Raw genomic sequence first — 6,397 nt, forward strand, 5'->3', positions numbered from 1 at the left:
CGGCGTTCGCGTCGCGGTCGGGCCCGACCCGTGTGAGCGTGGAGGCACGTCCCGCCCACCCCAAGGAGCCTTCGTGCCCATCGCCGCCACCGACTTCGCCCACGTGCGCCTCACCGTCCGCGACATCGACGTCTCGCGCCGCTTCTACGACGACGTGTTCGGCTTCGACGTCGCGTTCGAGCTGCCGGAGGACCCGGACGAGCAGACGCGGGAGCAGCTCTCCTTCCTGTTCGGTGGCGTGATCTACCGGTTCCCCGGAGGACTGCTCGGCCTGCGTCCGGTCGCTCCCGGTGACGACTCCTTCGACGAGGACCGGATCGGTCTGGACCACCTCAGCCTCGCCGTCGCCGACCGGGCCGCGCTCGACCACGCGGTCGCGGTGCTGGACGACCTCGGCATCCTGCACGAGGACGTGAAGGACGTCGGCGGGCAGGCGATCCTGGAGTTCCGCGACCCCGACGGCATCGCGCTGGAGATCGCCGCTCCGACGTCCTGACCGGGCCGGGGGCGGTCGTGAAGTTTTCACGATCGTGACCTTCGGATGGTTGCGCCTCGCATCCACCGCGTGTGACGGTGTCCGACGGTCCTCCATCGGGGAGGAACCTCTCACGGTGGAGGATGTCGGATGAAGAAGTGGATGTCCGGTGCGCTCGCGATCGTCTCGGTCGGCGCGCTCACGCTCGCGGTGCCTGCGACGGCGCAGGCAGCACCGCCCAGCGCGGCGGCAAAGGCGCCGACGGTCAGCTGGGGCTCGTGCGCCTCGTTCGGTGACAGCGGCCCGGGCCTCGTGCGCGCCGGTGCCCAGTGCGCCCGCGTCAAGGTGCCGCTCGACTACGCGAAGCCGCGCGGCACGAAGATCACCATCGCGATCTCGCGCGTGAAGCACACGGTGGCCCGCAGCAAGTACCAGGGCGTCGTGCTCGTGAACCCCGGCGGACCGGGCGGCTCCGGCCTCGGCCTGTCGCGCCTGGGCGGCGCGATCCCGAAGAACGCCGGCGCGGCCTACGACTGGATCGGCTTCGACCCGCGAGGCGTCGGCCAGAGCGCTCCGGCGGTCTCGTGCGACCCGAGCTACGGCGGGTACGACCGTCCTCGCTACGAGCCGAGCACGACCGAGATCCGCGACGCGTGGTTCGCGCGCACGAACGCCTACACGACGGCCTGCGCGGAGAAGAACGGACCGATCCTCGACCACCTCACGACCCGTGACGTGGCGAAGGACCTCGACCAGATCCGCATCGCGCTCGGCCAGAAGCGGATCAACTACTACGGCTTCTCCTACGGCACCTACCTCGGCCAGGTGTACTCCTCGCTGTTCCCGTCGCACGTGCGTCGCATGATCTTCGACGGCACCGTCGACCCGCGCGACGTCTGGTACCAGGGCAACCTGAACCAGAACGAGCCGTTCGACAAGAACGTGAACCGCTGGTTCGCGTGGATCGCCAAGTACGACGACGTCTACCACCTCGGCACGACCACCCGGGCCGTCCGCAACCTCTTCTACGACACGCAGGAGAAGCTCTACGACGAGCCGGTCGCGGACGCCGACGGCAACCGTCTGGGTGGCAGCGAGTGGAACGACTCGTTCCTGTACGCCGGTTACTACCAGTCGACCTGGACCGACCTGGCGCAGGTCTTCTCCGACTTCGTGAACCAGGGCGACGTCGCGTCGCTGAACGCCGCCTACCTCGACGCGAGCGGCTACGGCGACGACAACGGGTACGCCGTCTACCTGGGCGTCCAGTGCACCGACGCGGCCTGGCCGACGAGCTGGGACAAGTGGGCACGCGACAACTGGGCGCTCGACGCGATCGCCCCCTTCGAGACGTGGGCGAACGCCTGGTTCAACGAGCCGTGCCGCCACTGGCCGGCCAAGGCGCACAAGCCCGTCCGGGTGAAGGGCGCGAAGTCGACGAGCGTGCTGATGATCAACGAGACGTACGACGCCGCCACGCCGTACGCGGGCAGCATCGAGGTCCGCAAGCGCTACCCCGGGGCGCGTCTGGTGGCGGTCTCCCGCGGCACGACGCACTCGGGCTCGCTGGGCGGCAACGCGTGCACCGACGACCGCATCGCCGACTACCTGCTCACCGGCACGCTGCCGCGACGCGTCTCGGGCAACCGTGCCGACGTCGTGTGCCAGCCGCTGCCGCAGCCGGTGCCCGAGCAGGCGGCCGCCCGAACGCAGAGCGCCACCCCGGCGCCGAGCGAGCTGCGCCAGCAGATGCAGCGGGACGCCATCCGTCCCTGACGTCACGACCGTCGGCGGGCGTCGGCGCGCAGCGACCTCAGGGTCGCCGTGCGTCGGCGTCCGCCGTCGTCGTCCGGGCCGTCCACGGCACGTACGATGGGGCGGTCATGACTGCAGCAGCGAAGACCTACGAGGTGCGCACCTACGGGTGCCAGATGAACGTCCACGACAGCGAGCGGCTGTCGGGGCTCCTGGAGACCGCGGGGTACGCCAAGCACACGTCGGACGCCGACGGCGGCGCCGCGATCCCCGACCTCGTCGTGTTCAACACGTGCGCGGTGCGGGAGAACGCGGACAACAAGCTGTACGGGAACCTCGGGCACGTCGCGAGCCTCAAGGCGAAGCACCCCGGGATGCAGGTGGCCGTCGGAGGCTGTCTCGCGCAGAAGGACCGCGACACCATCACGCAGCGTGCGCCCTGGGTCGACGTCGTGTTCGGCACGCACAACATCGGCTCGCTGCCGGTGCTGCTCGAGCGGGCGCGGGTGCAGGAGGAGTCGCAGGTGGAGATCCTCGAGTCGCTCGAGGTGTTCCCGTCCACCCTGCCCACCAAGCGCGACTCCGTGTTCGCCGCCTGGGTCTCCATCAGCGTCGGCTGCAACAACACGTGCACCTTCTGCATCGTCCCTGCCCTGCGCGGCAAGGAGAAGGACCGCCGACCGGGCGACGTGCTCGCCGAGGTCGAGGCGCTCGTCGCCGACGGCGTCGTCGAGGTGACCCTGCTCGGCCAGAACGTCAACGCCTACGGCGTGGAGCTGGGCGACCGGTTCGCGTTCGGCAAGCTCCTGCGCGCGTGCGGGGAGATCGAGGGCCTGGAGCGGGTGCGCTTCACGAGCCCGCACCCGAAGGACTTCACCGACGACGTCATCGCCGCGATGGCCGAGACGCCCAACGTCATGCCACAGCTGCACATGCCGTTGCAGTCCGGCTCCGACCGCGTCCTGAAGGCGATGCGGCGCTCCTACCGCCAGGAGAAGTACCTCGGCATCCTGGACCGCGTGCGCCAGGCGATGCCCGACGCCGCGATCACCACCGACATCATCGTCGGGTTCCCCGGCGAGACCGAGGAGGACTTCGCCGAGACGCTCGACGTCGTCCGCCAGGCGCGCTTCGCGAGCGCGTTCACCTTCCAGTACTCGCGCCGGCCGGGCACGCCTGCCGCCGACCTGCCCGAGCTGCCCAAGGAGGTCGTGCAGGAGCGCTACATGCGCCTCGCGGCCGTCGTCGAGGAGACCGCCTGGGCCGAGAACCAGCGGCTCGAGGGCCGCACGGTCGAGCTGCTCGTCTCCGACCACAGTGCCGCCGGCGGCCGCAAGGACCACGAGACCCAGCGCCTCACCGGTCGCGCGCGCGACAACCGGCTCGTGCACTTCACGCCCGGTGGGCACGACGTGCGCCCCGGCGACCTCGTCGAGGTCACCGTCACGCACGCCGCACCGCACCACCTCGTCAGCGACGCCGACGTCGTCTCCTACCGCCGCACACGGGCCGGCGACGCGTGGGAGGCGCGGCAGGGTCGTACCGAGGTGCGCCCCGCGGTCTCCCTCGGCATGCCGTCGCTCGGCGTCCCGGCCCCGTTGCCGGTCGTCGACGCCCCCGCCTGCGCCCGCTGACCCCGCCTCGAGCCCGGCGGGGCCGCGGGCGGCAGGGCCGGCAGCTCAGAAGGTCGAGTACAGCTCCTCGCCCGCCCGACGCGACGGTGGCGCGGACAGCTGCTCGCCCGGCACCTGCAAGGGGATCCCCGGCGGGTAGGCGATGATGTAGCGCTCGTCGCCGCACGAGCACTCCGGGGCGTCGAGGCAGCACACGCTCTCCAGCGCCTCGAGCAGCAGGTCGACCTGCTCGGGCGTCACGCCGACGTGCATCGTGAACAGCAGCGTCGAGCCGTCCTGCCGCGAGACGAAGATGCCGTACTCGTCGAACAGGGCCGCCCGCACCTCCTGGGCGCGCTCGGGCGTCCCGAGGTCGAGGTGCACCTTCATCGGGTCCGCGAGGTAGGCGCCCGTGGTGGTGACCGGCCGGTGCTCGGCCAGCCACGGGACCCGGCGGGCGAGCTCCCTGAGCCGGTCGGCCTGCGCGAGGGCCCGCTCGACGAGGGCGGTCCCCTCGGCGACGGCGTGGGCGCGCGCGATGTCGAGGCTCGCGAGCACTGGCAGCGACGGGCTCGTGGTGTGGACGCGGTACAGCGCCGCGCGCACGGTGGCCTTGAGCGTGTCCGGCCCGATGACGTGCAGGTACGACCCCTGCCGCAGCGCGAGCATCGACTTGTGGGTCGAGTGCGTGACGAGGAACGACGCCGGCCAGTCGGGGTGCTCCGCGAGCGTCTCGCGGATCGCGTGGATGGCGGTGAGCCGCCGCAACCACGGGTGGAAGGCATGGATCGCCGTCCAGGCCTCGTCGACGAGCACCCGGCAGCCCGACTCGGCGGTCAGCTCCTGCAGCGCGCCCAGGAAGCGACGCATCTGCACCAGGGACCCGTCGTAGGCGGACACCCCGACGACCACGACGTCGACCTCCACACCGGCGGCCTTCGCCTCGCGCAGCGCGGTGATGACGCCGTGCTCGGTGTCCGTCGGCGACGTCGGCGCGTACAGGACGTCGGCGCCGAGACGGTCCAGGGCGAAGTGGATGGACTGGTGCACCGAGCGGTCGACGAGCACCCGGCCGCCGGCCACACGCAGCGCCTCCAGCGCCACCTGGTTGGCGCCCGTCGTGCCCGTGGTGACGTACTGGGTGTCGTCGGCGCCGAAGGCCTCGGCGGTCAGGCGTCGCGACCGTGCCAGCTGACGGTGCGCGCGGAATAAGGAGTCAAGCTCGGGCGAGCCGAGGGTCAGCTCGGTCGCCAGGTAGCTGCCGAAGAGCCGGCGCGTGCGTTCGGCGAGCGGGGAGTCGTCGCCGTCAGGCGCATGGGCGAGCGAGCCGATCGGCAGCGCGTGGAACGAGGCGATGCCGGCCCCGGCATGTCGGTCGAGGGCATCCGCGTACGGGGTCTCGGTCAGGCGACGGCGCTGCGCAGTGGTCCACATGGCATTCCTCCACGGTCATGGCCCCCCGATGGGGCTGCCCCTCCAGGGTGCGCCCGGACCCAGGTGAACGCCGTTCAGTACGCCACAGGAGAGCATCAAGATTTCGTGAGGATTCGGTGAGAGGTCCGTGAGTGCCCCGTCAGACCTGGAGCGTCGGGTGCAGGGCGGTCATCGTCACGCGCTCACGACGCTTCGCCGCCAGCGCGGTGAGGGCGAGGGCACCCACGGCGAACACGACCAGCACGAAGACGTCGAACGCGACACCCGTGGTGCCACCCGCCGTCGCCGCGCGGAGCCCGTGCACGGCGTAGGTCATGGGGAGCAGCGCGTGGAGGAAGCCGAAGAACGACGGTGAGGTCTCGATCGGGTAGGTCCCGCCGGCAGCGGTCAGCTGCAGGCAGACGAACACGATCGCCAGGAAGCGTCCGGCCCCGCCGAACCAGGCGATGAAGGTCTGGTTGATGGCCGTGAAGACGAGCCCGGTGAGCAGCGCCAGACCGAGCAGCAGGCCCGGCTGCGAGGCGTCGACGCCGACGATCCCGAGCAGCACGCCGACCAGCAGCACGGCCTGCACGACCGACAGTGCGGCACCAGGCACGAAGCCCGCGAGCGCGGTACGCACCGCGCCCGTCGTCGAGGCGATCGCGCGCGCGGAGACCGGCCGCAGCAGGAGGTAGATCGACATGGCACCCACCCACAGGGCGAGCGCCATGAAGTACGGCGCGAGGCCCTCGCCGTAGGACGCGACGGCGTTGAGCCGGTCGGCGGCGTCGGTGACCGGTGTGGCCGCGGTCGTGGCGAGCTTCTCCCGCTGGTCCTTCGTGTAGTCGGGCACCTGCTCGCTGCCGTCGGCCAGACCGTCCTGCAGTCGCAGCGCGCCGTCACGCAGCGCGTCTGCACCGTTGCTGAGCTGGTCGGCACCGTCGGTCAGACGGCTGGCCCCGCTCGCGAGCCGATCTGCGCCACCGGCCGCCTCACGGGCGCCGGTGGCCAGCTGCGACGTGCCCGACTGCAGCTGGTCGGCGCCGTCGGAGGCCTGGCCGATCGCCCCGACGAGGGCCGGGACGTCGTCGGCGAGCCGACGGTTGCCGGCCGCGACGCGCTGTGCGCCGTCGTTCAG

5 protein-coding genes are annotated in these 6,397 nt (G+C 71.5%); 3 read left to right on the forward strand and 2 right to left on the reverse strand.

Annotated features, from left to right (window positions below; genetic code table 11):
- Positions 1–73: 73 nt before the first annotated feature.
- The 3 genes from NH339_RS09575 to miaB all read left to right on the forward strand — a co-directional run bounded on the left by NH339_RS09575 (position 74) and on the right by miaB (position 3,864).
- Entirely contained in the window at positions 74–496 is a 423-nt protein-coding gene (locus NH339_RS09575; RefSeq protein ID WP_067856871.1) for a VOC family protein, read from the forward strand.
- 129 nt (positions 497–625) lie between these two features.
- Entirely contained in the window at positions 626–2,251 is a 1,626-nt protein-coding gene (locus tag NH339_RS09580; RefSeq protein ID WP_253024776.1) for an alpha/beta hydrolase, read from the forward strand.
- A gap of 107 nt (positions 2,252–2,358) precedes the next feature.
- Positions 2,359–3,864 carry a tRNA (N6-isopentenyl adenosine(37)-C2)-methylthiotransferase MiaB gene (miaB, locus tag NH339_RS09585; RefSeq protein WP_253024778.1) on the forward strand — a complete coding sequence of 502 codons (1,506 nt, stop codon included), beginning with the start codon at positions 2,359–2,361 and terminating at the stop codon, positions 3,862–3,864.
- Positions 3,865–3,909: 45 nt separating this feature from the next.
- On the opposite strand, the gene NH339_RS09590 is transcribed toward miaB, so the two are convergent.
- Both NH339_RS09590 and NH339_RS09595 read right to left on the reverse strand, forming a co-directional pair.
- Complete coding sequence (locus tag NH339_RS09590) at positions 3,910–5,277, reverse strand: aminotransferase class I/II-fold pyridoxal phosphate-dependent enzyme (RefSeq protein ID WP_253024780.1); 1,368 nt, start codon at positions 5,275–5,277, stop codon at positions 3,910–3,912.
- A 139-nt stretch (positions 5,278–5,416) separates the two neighbouring features.
- Positions 5,417–6,397: YhgE/Pip family protein (locus NH339_RS09595; RefSeq protein WP_253024782.1), on the reverse strand; the 981-nt coding region annotated here is incomplete at its 5' end.

This window comes from Aeromicrobium sp. CnD17-E (assembly GCF_024124745.1).
In the GTDB taxonomy this organism is placed as follows: domain Bacteria; phylum Actinomycetota; class Actinomycetes; order Propionibacteriales; family Nocardioidaceae; genus Aeromicrobium.

Bases quoted from the DNA above. Each gene is read 5' to 3' on its own strand.
- NH339_RS09580 (WP_253024776.1), top strand. From the start codon at position 626: ATGAAGAAGTGGATGTCCGGTGCGCTCGCGATCGTCTCGGTCGGCGCG.
- miaB (WP_253024778.1), top strand. From the start codon at position 2,359: ATGACTGCAGCAGCGAAGACCTACGAGGTGCGCACCTACGGGTGCCAG.
- NH339_RS09590 (WP_253024780.1), bottom strand. From the start codon at position 5,277: ATGTGGACCACTGCGCAGCGCCGTCGCCTGACCGAGACCCCGTACGCG.